Origin of the sequence: Aquimarina sp. MAR_2010_214 (assembly GCF_002846555.1) — a bacterium.
Lineage (GTDB): Bacteria > Bacteroidota > Bacteroidia > Flavobacteriales > Flavobacteriaceae > Aquimarina.
Window position 1 is genome coordinate 4,984,228 of the sequence record NZ_PJMS01000001.1, and the last position, 22,299, is coordinate 5,006,526.

Annotated in this window: 24 protein-coding genes; 11 read left to right on the plus strand and 13 right to left on the minus strand. The window is 31.9% G+C overall.

The window, feature by feature from the left end; translation table 11 throughout:
* Positions 1-59: 59 nt before the first annotated feature.
* From rimO to rpmB, 6 genes are all read right to left on the minus strand, one after another.
* The gene (rimO, locus tag ATE84_RS21285) at positions 60-1,361 is read right to left on the minus strand and encodes a 30S ribosomal protein S12 methylthiotransferase RimO (protein ID WP_101451159.1); all 1,302 of its coding nucleotides are present in this window, start codon (positions 1,359-1,361) and stop codon (positions 60-62) included.
* Positions 1,362-1,568: 207 nt separating this feature from the next.
* The gene (locus ATE84_RS21290) at positions 1,569-3,254 is read right to left on the minus strand and encodes an amidase family protein (RefSeq protein WP_233195866.1); all 1,686 of its coding nucleotides are present in this window, start codon (positions 3,252-3,254) and stop codon (positions 1,569-1,571) included.
* Positions 3,255-3,411: 157 nt separating this feature from the next.
* Entirely contained in the window at positions 3,412-4,365 is a 954-nt protein-coding gene (gene ftsY, locus ATE84_RS21295; RefSeq protein WP_101449882.1) for a signal recognition particle-docking protein FtsY, read from the minus strand.
* A 125-nt stretch (positions 4,366-4,490) separates the two neighbouring features.
* On the minus strand, positions 4,491-4,643 hold the full coding sequence (locus ATE84_RS21300) for a DUF4295 domain-containing protein (RefSeq protein WP_101449883.1): 153 nt from the start codon (positions 4,641-4,643) through the stop codon (positions 4,491-4,493).
* Between the two features lie 6 nt (positions 4,644-4,649).
* A complete protein-coding gene (gene rpmG, locus ATE84_RS21305) occupies positions 4,650-4,832 on the minus strand; it encodes a 50S ribosomal protein L33 (protein WP_024771295.1) in 183 nt (60 codons plus the stop codon).
* A gap of 26 nt (positions 4,833-4,858) precedes the next feature.
* Positions 4,859-5,098, minus strand: coding sequence for a 50S ribosomal protein L28 (gene rpmB / locus ATE84_RS21310; protein ID WP_025667520.1), 240 nt, complete (start codon positions 5,096-5,098; stop codon positions 4,859-4,861).
* Positions 5,099-5,432: 334 nt separating this feature from the next.
* Here rpmB and ATE84_RS21315 point away from each other — a divergent pair, with 334 nt between their 5' ends.
* Positions 5,433-5,834 (plus strand): hypothetical protein, encoded by a 402-nt coding sequence (locus ATE84_RS21315; RefSeq protein ID WP_101449884.1) that lies wholly within the window; start codon positions 5,433-5,435, stop codon positions 5,832-5,834.
* 13 nt (positions 5,835-5,847) lie between these two features.
* On the opposite strand, the gene ATE84_RS21320 is transcribed toward ATE84_RS21315, so the two are convergent.
* From ATE84_RS21320 to ATE84_RS21340, 5 genes are all read right to left on the minus strand, one after another.
* A complete protein-coding gene (locus ATE84_RS21320) occupies positions 5,848-7,089 on the minus strand; it encodes a CinA family nicotinamide mononucleotide deamidase-related protein (protein WP_101449885.1) in 1,242 nt (413 codons plus the stop codon).
* Between the two features lie 2 nt (positions 7,090-7,091).
* Positions 7,092-7,430, minus strand: a complete 339-nt coding sequence (locus tag ATE84_RS21325; RefSeq protein ID WP_101449886.1) for an Hpt domain-containing protein — start codon at positions 7,428-7,430, stop codon at positions 7,092-7,094.
* The gene (locus tag ATE84_RS21330) at positions 7,431-8,042 is read right to left on the minus strand and encodes a fumarylacetoacetate hydrolase family protein (protein WP_101449887.1); all 612 of its coding nucleotides are present in this window, start codon (positions 8,040-8,042) and stop codon (positions 7,431-7,433) included.
* 24 nt (positions 8,043-8,066) lie between these two features.
* Positions 8,067-8,846, minus strand: coding sequence for a 3'-5' exonuclease (locus tag ATE84_RS21335; RefSeq protein ID WP_101449888.1), 780 nt, complete (start codon positions 8,844-8,846; stop codon positions 8,067-8,069).
* An 81-nt stretch (positions 8,847-8,927) separates the two neighbouring features.
* A complete protein-coding gene (locus tag ATE84_RS21340; RefSeq protein ID WP_101449889.1) occupies positions 8,928-9,614 on the minus strand; it encodes a metal-dependent transcriptional regulator in 687 nt (228 codons plus the stop codon).
* A 52-nt stretch (positions 9,615-9,666) separates the two neighbouring features.
* Between ATE84_RS21340 and ATE84_RS21345 the strand changes: the two genes are divergently transcribed.
* The 10 genes from ATE84_RS21345 to ATE84_RS21390 all read left to right on the plus strand — a co-directional run bounded on the left by ATE84_RS21345 (position 9,667) and on the right by ATE84_RS21390 (position 18,994).
* A complete protein-coding gene (locus ATE84_RS21345) occupies positions 9,667-11,892 on the plus strand; it encodes a TonB-dependent receptor (protein WP_101449890.1) in 2,226 nt (741 codons plus the stop codon).
* 12 nt (positions 11,893-11,904) lie between these two features.
* Positions 11,905-12,384: a thioredoxin family protein gene (locus ATE84_RS21350; protein WP_101449891.1), complete on the plus strand. Its 480-nt coding sequence runs from the start codon at positions 11,905-11,907 to the stop codon at positions 12,382-12,384.
* Positions 12,374-13,291, plus strand: coding sequence for a metal ABC transporter solute-binding protein, Zn/Mn family (locus ATE84_RS21355; protein WP_233195867.1), 918 nt, complete (start codon positions 12,374-12,376; stop codon positions 13,289-13,291). The genes ATE84_RS21350 and ATE84_RS21355 overlap by 11 nt, the downstream gene beginning before the upstream one ends.
* Before the next feature lie 6 nt (positions 13,292-13,297).
* Entirely contained in the window at positions 13,298-14,593 is a 1,296-nt protein-coding gene (locus tag ATE84_RS21360) for a DKNYY domain-containing protein (RefSeq protein ID WP_101449892.1), read from the plus strand.
* A gap of 70 nt (positions 14,594-14,663) precedes the next feature.
* Positions 14,664-15,068 carry a hypothetical protein gene (locus ATE84_RS21365; protein WP_101449893.1) on the plus strand — a complete coding sequence of 135 codons (405 nt, stop codon included), beginning with the start codon at positions 14,664-14,666 and terminating at the stop codon, positions 15,066-15,068.
* Between the two features lie 28 nt (positions 15,069-15,096).
* Positions 15,097-15,837, plus strand: coding sequence for a metal ABC transporter ATP-binding protein (locus ATE84_RS21370; protein WP_101449894.1), 741 nt, complete (start codon positions 15,097-15,099; stop codon positions 15,835-15,837).
* 66 nt (positions 15,838-15,903) lie between these two features.
* Positions 15,904-16,284, plus strand: a complete 381-nt coding sequence (locus tag ATE84_RS21375) for a four helix bundle protein (RefSeq protein ID WP_101449895.1) — start codon at positions 15,904-15,906, stop codon at positions 16,282-16,284.
* Positions 16,285-16,304: 20 nt separating this feature from the next.
* On the plus strand, positions 16,305-17,438 hold the full coding sequence (locus tag ATE84_RS21380) for a metal ABC transporter permease (RefSeq protein WP_101449896.1): 1,134 nt from the start codon (positions 16,305-16,307) through the stop codon (positions 17,436-17,438).
* A complete protein-coding gene (locus ATE84_RS21385; protein ID WP_101449897.1) occupies positions 17,431-18,591 on the plus strand; it encodes a metal ABC transporter permease in 1,161 nt (386 codons plus the stop codon). The genes ATE84_RS21380 and ATE84_RS21385 overlap by 8 nt, the downstream gene beginning before the upstream one ends.
* A 28-nt stretch (positions 18,592-18,619) precedes the next feature.
* Complete coding sequence (locus ATE84_RS21390) at positions 18,620-18,994, plus strand: hypothetical protein (protein ID WP_101449898.1); 375 nt, start codon at positions 18,620-18,622, stop codon at positions 18,992-18,994.
* Positions 18,995-19,149: 155 nt separating this feature from the next.
* Here ATE84_RS21390 and ATE84_RS21395 read toward each other — a convergent pair whose 3' ends face one another.
* Together ATE84_RS21395 and ATE84_RS21400 are read right to left on the minus strand one after the other, a co-directional pair.
* Complete coding sequence (locus tag ATE84_RS21395) at positions 19,150-20,037, minus strand: tail fiber protein (protein WP_101449899.1); 888 nt, start codon at positions 20,035-20,037, stop codon at positions 19,150-19,152.
* A 33-nt stretch (positions 20,038-20,070) separates the two neighbouring features.
* Positions 20,071-22,257, minus strand: a complete 2,187-nt coding sequence (locus tag ATE84_RS21400) for a T9SS type A sorting domain-containing protein (RefSeq protein WP_101449900.1) — start codon at positions 22,255-22,257, stop codon at positions 20,071-20,073.
* Positions 22,258-22,299: the final 42 nt, after the last annotated feature.

Genomic DNA, 22,299 nt, shown 5'->3' on the forward strand with positions numbered 1-22,299 from the left:
TTGATTTTTGGATAAGAGAATAAAATGTGTAAAACACAATACAAATCAATAAAAAGGAATTAAATCACCTCGCCATATAAATCAAAATCTTCTGCTTCATTTATTTTAACTGTCGCAAAATCACCTGTTTTAAGATAATACTTAGATGCATCTATTAATACTTCATTATCTACATCTGGAGAATCAAACTCAGTACGACCCACAAAATAATTTCCTTCTTTACGATCCACAACGATTTTAAACTCCTGTCCTATTTTTTGTTGGTTTAGTTCCCAGGAGATTTGTGATTGGATTTCCATGATTTCATTTGCCCTTTCCATTTTCAGTTCTTCAGGCACATCATCTTCGAGATTAAAAGCATGAGTATTCTCTTCATGAGAATAGGTAAAGCATCCTAAGCGTTCAAAACGCATTTCTTTCACCCATGCTCTCAAGGTTTCAAAATCTTCTTGTGTCTCTCCAGGATATCCAACGATAAGCGTGGTACGAATTGCCATTTCAGGAACAGCTTCTCTAAATTCTTCGAGAAGTTTTGTTGTTTTTGCCTTGGTAGTTCCTCGTCGCATTGATTTCAGTATCGGGTCAGATATATGCTGTAAAGGTATATCAATATAATTGCACACTTTTGGTTCTTCTTTCATTACTTTAAGCACTTCCATAGGAAAACCAGTCGGAAATGCATAATGTAAACGTATCCATTCGATACCATCAACTTTTACTAATGCTCTTAGTAAATCAGCTAATTTCCTTTCTTTATAGAGGTCTAGCCCATAGTATGTTAAATCCTGAGCAATCAAAACCAATTCTTTTACTCCATCCGCTGCTAATTTTTGTGCCTCTATTACTAATTCCTCGATAGGTGTAGATTTATGAGTCCCCCTCATTAAAGGAATTGCACAGAAAGAGCAAGGACGATCGCATCCTTCTGCTATTTTGAGATATGCATAATTTTTTGGAGTTGTAGTTAATCTTTCTCCAATCAATTCGTGTTTATAATCCGCTCCCAATGCTTTTAATAATCCTGGGAGTTCTGTAGTTCCAAAGTATTGATCTACATCAGGAATTTCCTCTTCAAGATCTGGCTTATATCGTTCTGATAAACAACCAGTAACGAAAATTTTATCAACTGCCCCATCCTCTTTTTTCTGTACATACTCTAAAATAGTATTTACAGATTCTTCTTTGGCATTGGCTATAAAACCACACGTATTAATGACAACTATATTTCCTTCCTCTTCATGAACAACTTCTTTGTTATTAGCTCGCAATTGCCCCATCAACACCTCACTATCATATACATTTTTGCTGCATCCTAGTGTAACTACATTGATTTTGTTCTTCTTTAATGTCTTTGTTCTCATATCTTCTGGATAAAGGTGTGCAAAGATACAAGGATTAACTAAAGTATACGATATAAATTCAATAACTATATAAGTCAGATCAAGATTATACGATAAACCATCCATTTAACCTTTTGCAGGCATAAGGTTCAAGTTTACAAAACTCAACATATGAAAAAGAATCCTATACTTTTTCTAGTTTTAATATTGTGTTTTTTTACCTTGTTCTCAATCCACATAATTAGCTGGTGCTTTCCTTTCTTTTGTAGCTCGCTCGTAGGCATAACCAAGCTGTAATAATAAAACTTCAGAAAAAGGTTTAGCTATAAACGTAAGTCCTTTTGGCTCACCTTTACCTGTATATCCCATAGGAACTGTAAGGGCTGGATATTTAGCTACAGCAGCATAACCTGCATGATAATTATTTATAGATAGTATCGCATCCAGTTGACGTGTATCAATATGAGTATCAAAATAGTTACGTGCAATTGTTTTTAGGTTTTCTTTTATTGTATCCAATTCTTCAGTAGTAGTACCATCAGCAAGAATACCTTCGAACAGTTGTTGACCGTAAGGTATTTTAATAATACTATCTTCTCTATTAAATGTAATTGCATCTTCAACATTTTTAATAGTAACACTATTTCCTGCCTGACTATTTATATATGCTGGCAAATCATTTTTCATGTCAATATTTAAAATACTTAGAAAACCTGGTAATCCAACTTGTTCTGGCTCAATTTCTATTAAGGTTCCTCCTGCTTTCTTTATCTTTTCTATAGCACTATTATAGATAGAATCATCTAAAAATTCTTTAATTACTCCAAAACGTTTATCCTTTAAAGAACTCTTCTGAATTGAATCTACAAAATTTATATTTACAGCTACAGAAACACTATCATCACTATCTTTACCAACAATCGCATTAAGTAAAATAGCATTATCGATTACATTCTTAGTCATTGGACCAGGAGTATCTAATGTACTAGAAATAGGTACTATTCCTGCTCTACTTAATACACCAATGGTTGGTTTGAGGCCAACTACAGAATTTTGACTAGAAGGAGACAAAATAGATCCGCTGGTTTCTGTTCCTATTGCAGCCACGCAAAAATTGGCTGCTACAGTAACACCACTACCAGAACTCGAGCCTCCAGTCTCAAAAATCATTCTACCATAAGGATTAAGTGTTTGCCCTCCTATCGCACTATATCCAACCGGACACCCAGAACATAGAAAATATGCCCATTCACTCAAATTAGCTTTACCAAGAATTAATGCGTTTTTATCCAATAATCGCTCTGTAATAAATGCACTTTTAGCATTGTTATTTTGAAATGCTACAGCTCCTGCTGTAGTTACCATATCTTTTGTTCCTATATTATCTTTTAGCAAAATCGGCATTCCGAAAACAGAATAGATATCAATATTGCTTTTATCCGTTTTATCCAAAATTCTAGCTTGCTCCACTACTTTTGGGTTTAAAGAAATCACCGAGTTTAAAGATAAAGCATTATCACTTTCGTATTTTCTGATACGATAGATATAGAAAAGCGTTAATTCTTCATACGAAAGTTTACCCTCTTTTATTTGCTGTTGAATGGTTGGAATATCTTTTTCAAGAATAAACTCTTTTAAATTGTTATATTTTTTTTCAGAAAAGAAATCCAATTCAGGCTCCAAAGTTTTCCAAATATCATTTTTATCTAGCACTTTAGAGTTTATTAGCTTTAAATGCATTCTGCTTTGTTCAAGCATTTGTGTAGCTGCCAAATCTGCGGTTTCATCATATGGCTGCCAAACTACCTTAGGTTCTTTTTTTAGTTGTGATTCAGTTTTTTCTTGTTTTTTACAGGAAACAAAAACAGTAATTACAACTAAAACCAATAGTATCTTTCTCATTGTAGTATGCATAAAAATTATTTTATTTAAAATCATATAAATTCACACTATATCATTTTATAGTAATACAAATTGACTTAAGTGTTTTTATCCAACAATTCATTAAAATATAAAAAAAGGCGGTGAGAAACATTCTCACCGCCTTTTTTAACTATTTTGTAACAAACTGCTATTTAAAGAAAGAATCAACAAATTCATATTTATTAAATACCTGAAGATCTTCTATTCCTTCTCCTACGCCTATATATTTTACCGGAATCTTAAACTGATCGCTTATTCCTATAACAACTCCTCCTTTAGCAGTTCCATCAAGTTTGGTTACCGCTAATGAAGTAACTTCTGTAGCTGCGGTAAATTGTTTTGCTTGTTCAAAAGCGTTTTGACCTGTAGAACCATCTAAAACCAATAATACATCATGAGGAGCATCTCCTATAACTTTTTGCATCACTCGTTTTACTTTTGTCAACTCATTCATTAAATTGACCTTATTATGTAATCTACCTGCTGTGTCTATAATAATGACATCTGCATCTTGATTTACCCCAGATTGCAAGGTATCAAAAGCCACAGAAGCAGGATCACTTCCCATATCTTGTTTTATGATTGGGATATCTACACGATCTGCCCATACTTGTAGTTGATCAATTGCTGCTGCCCTAAATGTATCTGCTGCACCTAATACTACTTTTAATCCTTTATTCTTTAATTGATAAGCCAATTTTCCGATAGTAGTTGTTTTTCCTACTCCATTCACTCCAACTACCATTACTACATAAGGTTTTTTGTCTTTTGGAATTTCAAAATCTGTAGCTTCTCCTACATTAGTTTCAGAAAGTAAACCGGCGATTTCTTCACGTAGGATGTGATTTAACTCATCGGTTCCAAGGTATTTATCCTTTGCAACCCGGTTTTCTATACGTTCGATAATCTTAATGGTAGTCTTAACACCAACATCACTTGTAACCAATATTTCTTCCAGATCATCTAAAACATCATCATCTACCTTAGATTTACCCGCTACTGCCTTACTTAATTTCGAGAAAAAGTTTGTTTTGGATTTTTCTAATCCTTTATCTAGTGTTTCTTTTTTCTCTGAAGAAAATATATTTTTTAAAAGCCCCATTTGTACTATTCAATATGCTAGAAATTAAAAAACTAAAATATTTAGTTATATTGTTTAAATATAAAAAGAAAGAGCCATTTCAATACAATTGAAACGGCTTCTTTTTTAAAATATCTTGTACGGAATTACTTTTTCTTTAAAAAATCATTTACCGCCTCAGGTGCCATAATTGATTCTACAAAAGTATAGGCTCCAGTTTTTGGAGATTTTACCATTTTTATGGCTTTAGTTAATCTCTTTGATCCTGTTTGTAATGATGCTACTGATTTCTTTGCCATCTCTTATTATTTTATTTCTTTATGAACCGTCATTTTCTTTAAGATAGGATTAAATTTCTTTAATTCTATTCTATCAGGAGTGTTCTTTTTATTCTTGGTTGTAATATATCTTGATGTACCTGGTTTACCAGAAGCTTTATGCTCTGTACATTCTAAGATTACTTGTACTCTATTACCTTTCTTTGCCATTATAAGTATCTTTTAAAATAAAGAGATTATTTATTTAAGAAACCTTTTGCTCTTGCTTCTTTTAAAACAGCAGAGATTCCGTTCTTATTTATATTTTTTAATGCAGCGGTTGACACTTTAAGTGTTATCCAACGATCTTCTTCTGGAATATAAAAACGTTTTTTAATTAAATTCGCATTGAATTTACGTTTTGTTTTATTCATCGCGTGGGAAACATTGTTTCCTACCATTGCTTTTTTACCTGTAAGCTCGCAAACTCTTGACATCTCTTCTTAATTTTGGTATTATTTCAAAACAGGGTGCAAATTAACGAATTATTTACCGAACCACCAATAATAGTTTCGTTATTTTTCTTCTTTTTTTTACTCCTGTAGAAAAATGAAAAAACAGGTGTTTTTACGTATTTCAAAAATATGACAATACATTTATCTTTACATCAGTTAGTTTTACAATTGTAACTAACAACTTAATATGGGGTAATTAAGTAGTAAACGAAGCGGATCACCTAATAAGTGGTTCGCTTTTTTTTATTAAAGCACAAATTAAAGCTTTTAAATTTTAGTTTAATATTGTACTTTAGACATGCTAAGCTTTAATATTATGCGCTGGGAAATTAACAGAAAACTAATCCAGAAATATGAACTCGATATAGGGTCTGTTTATTTCTATGAAAATTATGTGGTTACAGAAATAAAAGAAGGTTTTGTTCTTAATTTTGAAAAAGCTGCTCAATTATTTACACTTGGCAAAGAATATTATGGAAATAAAATTCCTTTTGTTTATATCTCTAATAGAATTCATTCATACTCTTTTGAGCCTACTGCACATTTTAAATCAAAGGAATTGTTTCCCAATTTAAAAGGAGTTGCAGTAGTAATATATAGCCCTATCAATAATCAAATAGCAGAATTAGAACAAACTTTTTTAAACAAACCCTCTCATATTTTCAATAACTTAGAAGAAGCTATTAAATGGACAGAACAATTAATTATTCCTGATTAAGTCAATTTATTGTTCATTGAAGTGCATTGAGCAAAAGTTCGAAAGATTTATTTACAGCCTTACCAATGGTTCGCTCTCTATGGTTACTAAACACATGTTTCTCTGAAAAAACACCTTTTGGAGTTGCTATTGCAATAAAAACTGTTCCCACCTCAACTTCCCCATCCCCTTTTGTTGGTCCGGCATTACCAGTAGTACCTATTGCAAAGTCTGATTTAAATTTATCTTTTGCGGCCAGAGCCATAGCTTCTGCAACTTCGATACTGGTCACTGTATATTTTTTAATAATCGCAGGATCCACACCTAAAATATCTATTTTAGATTGTGTAGCATAGGTAACAGCACCTCCATTAAAATAAGCAGAAGCACCTGCATTGGCAGTAAATGATTGCGCTATTTTACCACCAGTACAACTTTCTGCTACCGAAAGTGTTTTACCTTGCCTCACCAACAGTTGACCAATTCTTATCTCTATAGTTTCATCTTCTTCATATCCTGTAATAATATCTCCTATTATGAGACGTAACGCTGATACTTTTTCTTCTATAGTATCTTCTAGAAGTTTTTTATCACTACCCCTTGCCGAAAGACGAAGTCTTACTCTTCCCAAATTGGGTAAATATGCTAATTTGATAAATACCGGTAAATCATTCTCCCAATCTTCAATTTTTTCTGCTATTGCACTTTCACCCATACCATAGGTAAGTATTGTCTTATGGATGATGTATGGTCTATTAAACCTCTTTTGCAACCTAGGCAGCACTTCATCTTTCATCAATCCTTTCATTTCAAAAGGAACTCCAGGCATAGATACAAAAACCTTGTTTTCTTTTTCTAACCACATCCCAGGAGCTGTACCATAGAGATTCATCAAGACAGTTGATTTACTAGGTACAAGGGCCTGTTGTTTGTTTACATCAGAAATTGGTGTAGCGATATATTTAGCGAATAATCTTTCAACATGGGCTAGCACATCCTTGTTTTCTACTAATGTATCTTCAAAGTATTCACAAATAGTATGCTTTGTAATATCATCTTTGGTAGGGCCTAGCCCCCCTGTTATTAATACAACATCTACTCTGTTACTGGCTTCTTCTATAGCATCGAGAATATGTTGTTTATCATCTTTTATAGATGAGATTTGATGTACATCTATACCTATTTTGTTAAGCTCTTTTCCTATAAATGCAGAGTTAGAATCAATGATTTGTCCAATCAGAATTTCGTCTCCTATAGTAATGATTTCTGCAAGCATATTTAGTTAAAATCTGCTTTCAGGTCTTCAATAGCCCCATTAACTGTGGATACAATATGATCCAAAATAGGTATAATTTGTTCTTTTGCTTTCTTCGTTTTTGACCAGGCTTCTATCTGTTTAATTTGCGCCAAAAGATCGATATCAAATAATTGAAGATTAGGTTTCATTTTGTGAGCATATTGATATGCCATCTGTGGATTATCAGAATTTACTGCTTGAACCATACTATCAAGATCAGGCGGTATTTCTTCTAGAAAAGTCTGTACCAGGACAGCTATAAATTCGTTATCCCCTCCTGATAATTCATTTACATTTTTTAAACTATATCCTTTGCTCATTTATTTTACTTTTATTGAAAAAAATTGTTGGTTATCTATATATCCGGTCAAAATATCATTTGGTTTTACGACTCCAACACCAGCTGGTGTACCTGTAAATATAATATCTCCTATCTTTAAAGTGAAATATTTTGACACATATTCTATTAATTCATTGATCTTCCATAGCATAAGTGCTGTATTACCCTGCTGTACGACACTACCATTTTTCTCTAAGTGAAAATCAATAGTATCTACATCTTCATATGTGTCTTTAGACACCCACTTTCCTATTACCGCTGCTCCATCAAAAGCTTTCGCTTTCTCCCACGGAAGCCCTTTTTCTTTGAGTTTAGTTTGTAAATCTCTTGCCGTAAAATCTATGCCAAGACTTATCTCGTCATAATATTTATGAGCAAATTTCTTATCAATATGCTTTCCAACTTTATTTATTTTTATCAATACCTCAACCTCATGATGAATATCATCTGAGAAATCCGGAATAAAAAAGGGTTGCTTTTTTAATAAAATAGAAGTGTCTGGTTTTATAAAAACTACTGGATCTTTGGGTCTTTCATTTTCTAACTCCTCAATATGAGCTGTATAATTACGACCTATACAAATAAGCTTCATGATTAAAAAAATAAAAAGAAATGGTTATAAATTTAGGCTATTATTCAACTTACGAAGTCGAACTGCTGTAAGTACTTTTTTGGTATATAACGGAAAATCCGCATTCTGTATCCAACCAAAATATCCTGGTTCTTCTTCCATTACCTGCTCTACTAATTTGCCTTTGTGCTTACCAAAGGAAAAAACTTCTTTTTTATTATCATCATAAGCTATAAAACCGGCAAAATCTGCAAACTGTTTTCTAGAACTAAATTCTGACAAAAACTTAGCATCGTTTTCTAATTCTGGGTAACGATCTAATTGTGCTTTTAACACTTCATAGGTAGCGAGTGTATCAGCTTCAGCAGAATGTGCATCTGTTAAATCCTTATCACAATAAAATTTATATGCAGCAGATAATGTTCTCTTTTCCATTTTATGATAAATGGTTTGCACATCAATTGCAACTGTATTCTTCATATCAAAATCCAATCCTGCTCGCAATAATTCTTCTGCTAATAATGGTATATCAAACCGATTAGAATTGAAACCTCCTAAATCGCAGCCCTTTATCATCTCACTAACTTTACCAGCTAACTTATTAAAAATAGGTTCATTAGCTACCTTAGCATTATCGATACCATGCACTGCTGTAGTTTCCGGAGGTATGGGCATTTCAGGGTTAACCAACCAGGTTTTACTTTCCTGAGTGCCATTTGGAAATATTTTTAGAATAGAAATTTCTACAATACGATCTTTAGAAATATTTATGCCGGTGGTTTCAAGATCAAAAAAACATATCGGTCTTTTTAAATTAAGCTCCATAAATTGATTGTGTGATACTCAAAGATAACAGCTATTCTTTAACATTCTTATAGACTAGCTCTATTTTAACATTTACAAAAACTATACAACCTTATTAACGAATACATTATCCGCAAATTTTCTTGTAACCGTTTCTATTGTATTATCAAATTTAATACGAATTGATTTATCAAATTCTCTAACTTCAAGAATTTTTATTTCACTACTTAATGCTAAACCAATTTCTGATACATATTTTAAAAAATGAACAGATCCATCATCTACAGCTACAAGCTGACAAACATCTCCTTCTGACAAAGAAGAAAGTGTGATTTTAGGTAAGATTGAATACTCACCATTTGCACCAGGAATGATTTCTCCATGTGGATCTTTTTTAGGGAAATCCATAAATCGATCCAATTCATCTATCAGCTTATAAGATTTAATATGTTCTAACTGCTCTGCCACATCATGAACCTCATCCCAAGTAAAATTAAGGTAGTTACACAAAAAAGTCTCCCATAATCTGTGTTTACGAATCAATCGTACTGCAATTGATCTACCTTCTTCTGTTAAATCTAATTTACCATATTTTTCACTTACAACATAACCTTTAGCTTTCAACTTTTTAATCATGTTGTTTGTAGAAGCCGGAGAAACCTTAAGATAATCTGCTAACTGGTTATTTCCCACCTTAACTGAACTATCCTCTACAAGCAATTGAAACAAAGCTTTTAGATAATCCTCTTCACTTTTTGTTAAATTATTCAAATTTAATTTGTTAGTCATGGCTAACTTTTTTATTTTTGTCTAAATAATAAAAACAAAATTACTAAACCTAATGCAATTACGTATTATAATCTTACTTGCTTTTTTAACTCATCTAACTTACAACTCATTATATTCTCAAGAACTCAATTCTACTAACACATTAAAAGGTGTAGTATATGATGACAATGGAGTACTTCCTTTTGCTAATATTTCTATAGAAGGAACATCTTTAGGAAGTTCAAGTGATGAAAATGGAGTGTTTATTATAGAAAACATACCTGCTGGAGATTATAAAGTAGTTGCTTCATATACTGGTTATACACCTATTAAAAAAAAGATTTCTATTACAACAGGAGAAAACAAAATAAACCTTGTTATGTCACAAGGGTCGTCTCTAGATGAAGTGGTGATCACAGGAACATTGAAAGCAGTAAGCCGATCAGAAAGTCCCGTTCCTGTAGAAATCTACTCTCCTACATTTTTCAAAAAAAATCCAACACCTAATTTGTTTGAATCTTTACAAAACGTAAATGGTGTAAGACCCCAACTTAACTGTAGTATTTGTAACACTGGTGATATACACATTAATGGATTAGAAGGTCCCTATACACTAGTAATGATTGACGGAATGCCTATTGTAAGCGGATTATCAACCGTTTACGGATTATCAGGAATACCTAATTCATTAATCGATAGAATTGAAGTAGTAAAAGGACCTGCTTCTTCTTTATATGGAAGTGAAGCTGTTGGAGGTCTTATCAATGTTATTACTAAAAATCCTAACGATGCTCCTGAAGTAAGCACTAATATTTTTGCAACTAGCTGGGGTGAAACCAATATAGATTTTGGTTTTAAAACCAAATTAGGTAATGCAACAGCATTATTTGGTGCCAATTATTTTTATTATGATCAAGTCATAGATAACAACGACGATGGGTTTACCGATCTCACATTACAGGATCGTATTTCTATTTTTAATAAATGGAATTTTAAGCGGAAAAGCGGAAAAAACTTTACACTTGCGGGTAGGTTTTATTACGAGGATAGATGGGGAGGAGAAAATGAGTGGAATTCTGATTTTAGAGGAGGTGATCAAATATATGGTGAAAGCATATATACTGCACGATATGAAATACTGGGCAGCTATGAATTACCAGTAGAAGAACCTTTAACACTCTCTTTTTCTTATACAGATCACGATCAAGACTCGTATTATGGGATCGTATCCTACCAGGCAAAACAACGTATTGGTTTTGGGCAATTAACCTGGGATAAAAAAATAAAATCGCACGATCTACTATTTGGAGCTGCTTACAGGTATCAATATTATGACGATAACACACCAGCAACAACTTCAAACGGTCAAAACAACCCCGAAGAAACAAATACTCCCGGTATATTTTTACAAGACGAAATCACACTGGCTCCCAAACATAAACTATTATTAGGAACAAGACTAGATTACCATAATCGACACGGAACCATTTTTACACCAAGACTTGCTTATAAATGGAGTATTAATGATAAAAATATTTTTAGATTCAATGCTGGTACAGGATTTAGAGTAGTTAATCTTTTTACAGAAGATCATGCAGCTCTCACAGGTTCTCGAGAGGTCATTATCGAAGAAGATCTTGATCCCGAAGAATCTTATAATGTAAACCTTAATTATATCAAAAAAATATTTTTTGACAACGGGACCTTTATAGGTCTGGATGCTTCAGCCTGGTATACCTATTTTACAAATGCTATCATTCCCGATTATGAAACAAATTCTTCAGAAATACGATATGGCAATTTAGATGGTCATGCAGTATCTACCGGAGTAAGCCTTAATACCAATATTAACTTTTCTAATGGATTAAAATTTACATTAGGAATGAGTGGACTTAATGTTTCGAATACAGAGAACGGAGTAACTACACGCCAGATACTCACAGAAAGTTTCACAGGAACCTGGGGAGCTACTTATAAAATACAATCTCTTAACCTAACATTAGACTATACAGGGAACATATATGGCCCTATGCGACTGGCAACTCAGGGACCAGACGATCCCAGAAAAGAAAAATCACCATGGTGGAGTATTCAAAACATACAATTCTCACATAAAACCAAAAATAACATAGAAATTTACGGAGGCGTTAAAAATTTATTAGACTGGACACCTAGTCGAGGTAACCCTTTTTTAATAGCCGGAGCCGACGACCCTTTTGGACCAGATTTTGATACCACCTATATATATGCTTCTAATCAAGGAATACGAGGTTTTTTAGGGGTTCGTTATTCCTTGTAAATTCAATACAAAATGAAAGCTTTTAATATCATATCATTCTTTATATTATCTCTTCTATATCAAAACGTAACAGCACAGTTACAAATTGATTCTTTTGAGTCTATAGAAAACAAAATGACTATTGCCCCAAAACCTTTGGTCGTATTTATTCATACCGATTGGTGCATGTATTGTAAAAATATGGAAAATACAACTTTTAAGAATAATGATATTATACAACAATTAAACGAAAATTTCTATTTTGCTTCACTAAATGGAGAAAGTCGTGAAACCATACATTTCTTAAACAATTCTTTTCGTTTTCAACCTAATGGAAATAAAACCGGAGTGCATCAATTAGCCAGAGAACTTGCTACAGTTAATAACCAAATTGGCTATCCAACATTGGCAATTCTAAATCACAAATACGAAATCATATTTCAACAGCAATCTTTTTTAAGTGCTAAAGAACTTATCAAAATATTAAATAAACTTTCTAAAAATGATTCATAAAAAATTAATGCTATTACTTCTTGTTGTCACGTTTTTCTCCTGTAAAAAAGAAGTAAAAGATAAAAATCAAAAACTACAAGTGGTCACTACCACCTCTATGATCACTGATATGGTTAAAAATATAGGTGGAGATCTAATTGAAGTCGAGGGATTAATGGGAAGTGGTGTTGATCCCCATTTATACAAAGCCAGCGAAGGGGATGTATCCAAATTAGTGAATGCCGATGTAATTTTTTATAACGGTTTACACCTGGAAGGAAAACTGGTAGAAGTATTTGAAAAAATGAAGCATCAGGATATTAATACCATAGCTATAGGAGAAAGTTTAGACAAAAATACATTAATTGGTTCTGATTATTTTGCTTCTAATTACGATCCCCATATATGGTTTAGTGTAGAAAACTGGAAAATCATAACGACGTTCGTTACCCGCAAACTCACAGAGATAGATCCAAAAAATGCTGAAGCTTTCAAAGCTAACGGAAAAACATACTTAACTAAGCTTAATGAATTAGAAAACAAATTAAAAAACACCATAGCCACCTTACCAAAAGAAAAGCGAATTCTCGTTACAGCGCACGATGCTTTTAGTTATTTTGGGAAAGCATATGATTTTGATGTAGTTGGTTTACAGGGGTTGTCTACCGCTACGGAAGCTGGAGTACAGGATGTTCAAAAATTAGCTAACTTTATTATTGAGAAGAAAGTAAAAGCTATTTTTGTAGAAAGCTCTGTACCTAAACGAACTATTGAAGCCTTACAAGCTGCAGTAAAATCAAAGAATCATGAAGTAGCCATTGGTGGAACATTGTTTTCTGATGCGCTAGGTAATGCAGAAACAAAAGAAGGTACCTATATTGGGATGTTTGAATACAATGTCAATACTATTATAAACGCATTGAAATAAAATAATATGGCCGATCCAACAGGAATAATTGTTAAAGCAAAAATTAAAGAAACTGCATTAAAAAAGTTTTTAAACACAAAACAAAAATCATTTGACGATTTTGATTGGAATACTACTATAAAAAAAGACTACAATACAGAAGAATATAGGACTAATAAAAACAAAAAAACAATTGCTTTTTTTGCCGAGCTTTTATATTCCTGTAATAATAATTCAGGTGACATTTTTCTATTTCATTACAATAATGAAAAACAAGAATTTTTCTTTTCTTTTATTCTAAATCATGAGTATTATAGATACGAAAAATCCTTATTAACTGTATGTAGAGAGTTGGCAAACTATATAGAACCCTTATATGACGCCTATGCATTTATAGTAGCTCCGGGGCCTCCTGACATCTATAACGCTTTTTCTTTAAAACAAGAGAATATTAAGTTTAAAGCATCTGATATAATTGATAAAAACATAGCCCAAACATATCTTGATCGGTTTTGGAGTTTTAATGTGAAAGATAATTTTTCTTGTGAACCAGAAGCAGCACTAAGAAAAAGAAATTATTACTATAAGCCCCTAAAAAATGCCTATAAAAAATTAAAGAAAGAAATAGAAGAAATAGAAAAACCATCAAAAATTAAAAAAGCAACCAAAGATCATCCTTATCATCTTTTCGGTTCATTTTATACCTATGATGGTTTTGTTTATGAAAATGAAACAAAAATAGAAAATGCCGACCCTCTTACTTTTAGAGAAATTGGACCTTTTTTTGTTGATAAAAATCATGTTTTTAAATACTCCGCAATTAATATGGTCGAGCCTTTTGATATAAGAAATTGGAGTAAAATGAAATTTGAGTACAGGATTATAGAAGGAATTGACGGAGCTACTTTTACACATCTTAAGAAACAACATCCCAGAGAAGCAATGTATTGGAAAGATAAAAATTATATTTTTTCTAAAAATTATACAGAGTTAAAGAAAATAGAACCTGCAGATGTAAAAACTTTTGAATACTTAGATTTTGCTTATGGAAAAGATAAAAATCTTGTCTATTGCGCCGATCAAATTATTGACATAGATCCAAAACAATATAAATTAAACAAAAATGGATTTATATCCGACAATAAAAATATCTATCACTATGGAAACAAAATCGATCTAGATGCAAATACATTTGAGGTAATATTATATGAATCTGAAACAAATCCTTTTTTTGGACCATTTGTATTAGCTGATAAGCATGGAAAGTACAGTTATGAATATAAACATGATCAAAGCACTCAAGCTCTAGCAATAAACAATTAAAAATGAGACACATGAACCCTATATTTAAAATATGTTTTACTTGGAGTATCATGGTTAAATCAAAAATCAAATGACTGTAGATAATATATTAAAAATAATTGATGAAACACATTCATTAGCTATCAAATCAATGATTCAAAAAAACCTTTCGGAATATATGTCTGTATTTGCAGACGAATTGTTATATAAACAACTTAATGGAAAAATCATTAATAAAAAACAATTAACTAAAGACACAGAAAAATATTTTTCAAGAGTTTTATCTGTTAAAAGTAATTATAAGCGTATTAATCATAAACTTGAAACTTGTAAGTTCTCTGAAACTTTAATTCAAGAGGCTGAAGTTACTATTCGTGTTTTTATTTTTTTTAGAAAAAAGTGGAAAGTTTTACGAAAAGGAATTTATAAATGGTCTATGAGTAATCAAGAGTGGAAAATTACAGAAGTAGATATATTAGAAGAACAAATAAGCTAAATATTATATTATTAAATCTTAGTCTTACATGAAAGAACAAAAAATCGCAGTTCAGATAGATGATTTAACTGTAGCTTACAATTACAAACCTGTACTATGGGATATTGATCTTGCTATACCCGAAGGTGTACTTATGGCTATTGTGGGACCAAACGGAGCAGGAAAATCTACGCTAATAAAATCAATTTTAGATATCATTAAACCCATTGCAGGAAGTGTTCAAATCTATGGGAAACCTTATAAGAAACAACGCTCACTGGTAGCTTATGTTCCTCAAAAAGGGAGCGTAGACTGGGATTTCCCGACTACTGCACTAGATGTAGTAATGATGGGGACTTATGGGAGTTTGGGATGGATCAAAAGACCTGGACAAAAAGAGAAAAAAGCTGCTCTCGAAGCATTAGAAAAAGTAGGTATGCTTTCTTTTAAAAGCAGACAGATAAGTCAGCTTTCGGGAGGACAGCAACAACGTATTTTTTTGGCAAGAGCTTTAGTCCAAAATGCATCTATCTATTTTATGGATGAGCCTTTTCAAGGTGTTGATGCCACTACAGAAAAGGCAATTATTAATATCTTAAAAGAACTTAGGAAAACTGGTAAAACAGTAATTGTAGTACATCATGATTTACAAACTGTACCAGAATACTTTGATTGGGTTACTTTCCTTAATGTAAAAAAGATCGCTACCGGACCGGTAAAAGACATTTTTAATGATGACAATTTAACCAAAACCTACGGAATTAATTACAAGGTTAGTGTACAACAATAGAAGTTTATAGTAGTTAGAAAATAAGTTTTTAGTAGGCAGTGGAAAATTGAATTAATAAAATATGTTATGCAAGAAGTAAAATTTAATTTTGAAGATTTAATTGTATATCAAAAATCTCTTGATTTTGTTGATTTAGTATACAACACTTGCGACAAATTCCCAAAAAAGGAAACATATATTCTTGCATCTCAATATATTCGAGCAGCAAATCCTATTGCACTAAATATTTCTGAAGGAGCTGGAGCTTCTGACGCTCAATTTAACCGATATCTTCAATTGGTATTAGATTCTACTCGAGAATGTGTAGTGTGTTCAACAATAGCTACAAGAAGAAAATACATTTCGAATGATCAGAATAAAAATGCCAGAATTAAATTAGCTGAGCTTTCAAAAATGATAATCAGTTTACAAAAACATTTAAAAAACAAGAAAAAAACTAACCACTAACCACTATTCATCTATAAACTATGGATATAAAAGAATACATAGAACTTGTCTTTACAGATTATACCTTACGTACTATTACATTAGGAACTGCAGTACTCGGTGCTATATGTGGTATGTTAGGTAGTTTTGCTGTATTACGTAAACAAAGCCTATTAGGTGATGCAATTTCTCATGCCGCATTACCCGGTATTGCTATCGCTTTTCTAATGATTGGCACAAAAAACAGTTCTGTATTTCTATTAGGAGCATTAATTAGTGGTTTAATTGGTACTTTTTGGATTCGTGGTATTACTAGTAAAACACATCTTAAATCTGATACAGCTTTAGGTCTCATATTATCGTTATTCTTTGGATTTGGAATGCTACTATTAACCTATATCCAGAAAATGCCAAACGCTAATCAGGCCGGTTTAGAAAGTTATCTTTTTGGGCAGGCAGCCACACTTCTAGAGAGTGATGTATGGCTTATGATCATCGTTACCGGAATCAGCTTGGTCGTTTTATTATTATTCTGGAAAGAACTCAAAATATTATTATTCGATGCTGATTACACTAAAACATTGGGATTTAACACTAGATTCTTAGACATTCTTATCACTACATTTATTGTAATTGCTATCGTATTAGGATTACAAACTGTTGGGGTCGTATTAATGAGTGCCATGTTATTGGCTCCAGCGGCAGCGGCCAGACAATGGACAAACAATCTATCCGTAATGGTTATTTTGGCAGCAATCTTTGGTGCATTCTCTGGAGTCTTCGGGACCGCTATCAGTGCTAGCCATAACAACCTATCTACAGGACCTGTAATTGTATTGGTTGCTAGTGTTTTTGTGTTATTTTCTTTTATATTTTCCCCCAGTCGAGGGCTACTATTTAGAGAAATTCGATTTAGAAAAAACAGAAATGACCTTCAGTTACATAAAACATTATCTTTTATGTATAACATCGCCAGTACACACGAAAATATTGCTCACCCACATGCAATTAAAATTTTGAATAACTTTCAAGGGTTTACCAGAAAATCACTTCAAAAACTAGAAGATAAAGATTATGTCAAAATTAACGGTAACATGTGGTCTTTGACTGAATCTGGATATAAAACTGCTTCCAATTTATATGATCAATTAATCAAAGAAGAAGAAAATGAGTAGTGCACAGATAGAAATACAACTAATCGCCAGCCTGGTAGCTATAGCTTGTGCTATCCCGGGTACTTTTTTAGTATTGCGAAAAATGGCATTGATCACCGATGCAATCAGTCATTCTATCTTACCAGGTATTGTAATTGGTTTTTTTATTACTGAAGATCTATCATCTCCTTTATTGATTATCCTTGCTGCAGCAAGTGGAGTGATCACCGTCGTATTAGTAGAATTCATTCAAAAGACAGGCTTAGTAAAAGAAGATACAGCCATAGGTCTCGTTTTTCCTGCCTTGTTTAGTATTGGGATTATACTTATTGCGCAAAATGCAAATGATGTACACTTAGATGTTGATGCCGTATTATTAGGAGAACTTGCCTTCGCCCCCTTTGACCGATTACTTATAGGAGGTACAGATGTAGGCCCTAAGTCTTTATGGATCATCGGCACTATATTACTAATTACATTAGGGCTGTTATTTGCATTTTTTAAGGAACTAAAAGTAAGCACATTCGATGCAGGTTTAGCCTCTGCTCTTGGATTATCTCCTGTAGTTATGCATTATGGACTAATGACTGTTTCATCAATCACTACGGTAGGTGCTTTTGACGCAGTTGGTGCTATCTTAGTCATTGCATTAATGATTGCACCTGCAGCTACTGCTTATCTATTAACAAATGACTTAAAAAAAATGCTTCTACTATCTGTTATCTTTGGGGTTAGTAGTGCCATTATAGGGTATTGGGTAGCACATGCATTAGACACATCTATTTCTGGATCAATGACCACGGTATTAGGATTAGTTTTCTTATTCGCATATCTATTTGCTCCCGACAAAGGCTTGTTTTCTGTATTATACAGACAAAAACAACAACGTATTGAGGTTTCATTACTTACCTTTCTTCTGCACTTGGGAAACCATCAGGAAGAGGAAGAGCGCCATGTAAAACATTTAAATGAACATATTAATTGGCAGAAGGTACAATCAAAATCTGTTTTGAATCTGGCACTTAAAAACAATATGATCACTATTAATAATGATATTGTTTCTTTAACTAAAAAAGGGAAAAATTTCACAACAGAAGCAATTGATTATATTGTAACTAATAAAAATTCTGAAATCGAAAACATGAAGGATCGGTTTTTTCTATTTAGAGGTTAAAACTTGTATCTTTAAAAGAAAAAGGGAAATGTTCGCATCTTTAAAAAAGAATTTTATATCACTATCTATTTTATTTTTTTTAGTTAGTTGTACTTCCTATGCTCAGGAAAAACCTGTTCGCTTAGTAGAAGAAAAACAGAAAAAAAGAACAATCATATATATCCAAAATGACACGGATACAGATAAGAGTGTATTCTTAAAAGTGAACCCTACAGGGTATCGCAGAAGTGCGCAACGACCAATTATTAAGAACATCCCTGCTAAAAGCAAAATACAAATGCTGATCCTTATTCCATTAACAGATGTTGAATCTCAGTATTCATATAACCTGATTATAAATGAAGAATTAGAAACTATAGATGTAAAGCACGGTAAAAACTTAAAAAAGAAAGGTAGTATCTAAAAAAAGTAAAGCTAAAGTAAAAATACTTTAGCTTTACTGCTATATTATAATTTCAATACTTCTTTATTTTTTAACATCAACTAGTATAAGCAGGGTAAAAAACATTATGATAATATTTATCGCGGTTAATTTAAAAATCTATTGAATATATAATCTTATCCTTTAGACTTTAGTAATTTTTCAATTTCAGATAATCGTTTGGATAAAGATTCTAATTCCTTATTCTCATCTTCTAGTTTTTTAATCTTTTTTTCTTGAGCAATTGTATAAAGGGTTAACTCTTCTATCTTTTTAAGAAGATTCATATTCATCTCAGCTAACATCACTCCATTTTGCGCAAATTCTTTTGCTGATGGTATCTCAGGAAGATGACTATTCTGTATGATATAATTTTCTACTTCTTCTATACTTTTAAGATTATATTCTTTTTTAAATACATAATCCGGTGCAGGTATACTAAGATCAATTTTAACTTCTTTAGCATGAATTTTTCCATTTACCGTTAGTTTCATATCTGGATTTCTTGTTCCTATTCCTACATTACCATGCATAAATGCAAATTGACTACCATCAAATTGCATTTTTGAATACACATTAGTCGATCTATTATATGCTTGAAGACCAACTATACCTGATGGTTGACGTAAATACACTTCAAAACCTTCTGCTCCAGAGTTTGATACAACAAAAGACTGACCTGGATTAGTTATCCCTATTCCTACATTACCATTAGATTGAACTAAAAATCTAGGGTTATTATTATTATCTTCAACAATCAACGAGGGTGTATTATCTCCTGATGCACTTTGAATTTTTAATCCTTTTCCTTGACCGGCTCCATTTTTTATTATCGCAGCCCAATCTGCATTAGACCCCTGATAAATATCTAACTTGGCACTTGGATTATTTCTCCCTATCCCTACATTATTGTTCTTATAATAAAAATCAGCAGCATTACTATTATCTTCTAATTTTACTTTTTGTTGTGCTTGTACAGACAAAGTGATCCCTAGTAAAGCTATAATTATTATTGTTTTTTTCATGTTTATTTTATTTTTTATCGTTAAAAATTTAAATTACTCTTTAACAATTATTTTATTAATTACCTTCCCATCCGAAATAGTAACATTTAGAAAATAAATTCCTAAACCTAATGTACTTGTATTGATTTTAATACTAGCTTCTTTATCATTATTACTTACTAAAACCTCCTGTCCTTGGTTGTTTCTTATTACCCAGCTTAAAACACCTTTTTTATGCACCAGATTTAAGACATCTGAAATAGGGTTTGGATAAAATAAAAAAGAATCAGATTTTTCTGAATCAGAGTCTTTTTTTGATGAAAAATTACTACTACTTACGCTAGTATTTAATGATTTTTGAACTTTAACTGGCGTAATAATATCACATGGATCTTTTTGAACCCTAAGAGTTATACTTTTTGTATTACCTGCCGGTTTTATGTGCACATTAGCTTCTCCTTTTATCAAAATCTCCTTACCAGCAACAATATCATACTTTGGATAAATCCCACCCTGAACTTCATTTACAATAGAAGGATAATCGGCTGATTTAAGCTCTAATTCATAACAAGCTCCAAATGTTTGAATATTAGAAGATGATTTTGACGGAATTACATCAACATGCTTATTCACCCTACTTGCATATAATGATTGTCTATCTATAAGAGAATATGGACATCCTCCATATTTTTTGACACCTTTTTGAAATCTGCAAAAATCTTCATGATCCGGCACTCCATCTCCATCAGAATCTATCCCATTAGAATTCTCATCATTTAAATCTCCTTTAACAATTCTACTACCATAAATACTGCCACCATAACTACCAAATCCATATATATCAACAACAGTAACTTCATAGGTTTTAGCGTTTAACACATCTTTTGGTTTTACTTTAATCAAATCACCAAAAAAATTATCCCCATTTGTAGAAAGCTTCAATTTAAAGTTTACATCATAAGTTTTTGAAATTCTTGAAATTCCATATTTACGCCTTTTTTCTCCATATTCTGTAAAATAAATCCCATCTGGTGTATCAATTGTCATTCCTACATTTGTATTGGCATCTTTCCCAAAAAGATCATCAAAACTTTTCCCTAGGCTTTTCAGCAAACCTTTTAATCCTTCTGAAATAAGTCTATTTATATCTTTTGGTTTTGGATTATAAGTGCTTACATAAAAATAAATTTCATAATTAAATGAGCTTGCATCAAATGGAAATGTCTCAAAAACATTACTAACCTCCTCAATACCACTATATACAGTATTCCCATTAATATCAATAACTCTATTATAGCCATTGTCTTTTATTAAAAAATTATGGGTAAATACAGGAGGAGAAGGATACTCTATAGGGTATTTAATAACTACAGTCCTCCCCATTTCTAAATACTTGCAAAAATTATCTCTTTTCCATGTAGTAATTCCTAAAAACTTCTTCTTCTTTTGTGATTTTACTTTAGCATAGACAGAAGAAAACAATAAATAATTCTGGTTAGAGAATTTTGTTTTAATTCTTCTATCGGAGTCAATATAATTATTACAAGTTTCAGAACTCCCTGGAAGTAATGATTCAAAAAAACCAGAATCATCAAAATTGCAATTTTCTAAAGTGTAAGGAGGTGCATAGATATCGGTATTGATTGATTTAGCATCAAAATTTTCAGGAACAACCGAGGTTTTATTATTAATAGAATTTTGATAATCAAAACTAAAAAAACTCACATTATCACCTAAGTCATATACTTTACTATTATTTATCGTTTTAGACGGGAGATTACTATATGATTTTGCTAAGTTTTTTTTTGCACTTACTTTTTGCTTCATATCACCATTGATATCATTAGTAAAATACAAACCATTGGATTCATATTTATAAACATTTCCGCCTACCACAATCTCTCTATTATAATTAAGCAAACGTGCCAACCTATCGTCTCCAATTAAAGGATCTTCTTCTATATTTCCATCTGGAATATCTATGAGATTTTGTTTATAGTATTCTAACTTTTTAGCTTCATTTAACAAACTTTCGAAACCTTTACTTTCTAAAGATGAAACCACATTAATCAACTGATCTTCTGAATCATCAGAGGTATGAAATTTCATAAAATCTTTCAAGTGTTTTTCTGAGCTAAAAATCAATCTTTTATTTTTCGTATCCACATTAGGAGTATCTACTTGAGAGTTCCCTAAAAATGATAACCCCATAAAGCTTACTAATAAAATAATTTTCTTCATTTATACGTTCTTATTGGTTTTTATATTCTTAATTCCTAAATA